This is a genomic window from Pseudomonas sp. 05T35, from assembly GCF_056396605.1.
The window spans coordinates 1-906 of sequence record NZ_JBFTLU010000801.1; the positions used below are offsets into that span (position 1 = coordinate 1).

The following is a 906-nucleotide window of genomic DNA, read 5'->3' on the forward strand; positions in this document are numbered from 1 at the left end:
ACCTGATTCACCGCACGGACAATCTCGTCCAGCGTGGTGCCAGGGCCAAACTTGAACATCGGCTTGGCTTCTTGCTGGGCATTGACCCGGGACCGCGGCACGACTGCGGTCTGACCGTTGGACAAAGGCCCTGGCTGGCTGACGATCGGGTCTTCGGTGATGGTCACGGTCAGGCTGCCGTGAGTCACGGCGGCCGGTGAAACCTTGACGTTCTGGCCGATCACGATAGTGCCGGTCCGCGAATTGATGATGACCTTGGCCACCGCCTGGCCCGGATCGACTTCGAGGTTTTCCAGGATCGACAAGTAGTCGACGCGCTGGCTCGGGTCGAGCGGCGCGGTAACGCGGATTGAACCGCCATCAATCGCCTGCGCAACACCAGGGCCGAGCATGTTGTTGATCTTGTCGACCACGCGCTTGGCAGTGGTGAAGTCGGAGCGGTTGAGGTTCAGGGTCAGGCTGTTGCCCTGATTGAAACCGCTCGGCACCGAACGCTCGACCGAAGCACCACCCGGAATGCGACCCGCCGACGGAACGTTGACGGTGATCTTCGAACCGTCGCGACCTTCAGCATCAAAACCACCGACCACCAGGTTGCCCTGGGCGATCGCATAGACGTTACCGTCGATACCCTTGAGCGGCGTCAGCAGCAAGGTGCCGCCGCGCAGGCTCTTGGAGTTGCCGATCGAGGATACGGTGATGTCGACCTGCTGACCCGGCTTGGCAAACGCCGGCAAATCGGCGCTGACCGACACCGCAGCAACGTTCTTCAACTGCACGTTGCCGGAGCCAGCCGGCACCTTGATGCCGAACTGCGAGAGCATGTTGTTGAAGGTCTGCAGGGTGAACGGGGTTTGCGTGGTCTGGTCACCCGTGCCGTTAAGCCCGACGACCAGGCCGTAGCCG

At 62.1% G+C, this 906-nt stretch carries 1 protein-coding gene; it reads right to left on the reverse strand.

Annotated elements, in window-relative coordinates; all coding sequences use genetic code 11:
* The coding region (locus tag AC1DH9_RS29940; protein WP_477809427.1) for a flagellar basal body P-ring protein FlgI at positions 1-906 on the reverse strand (906 nt) is incomplete at both ends.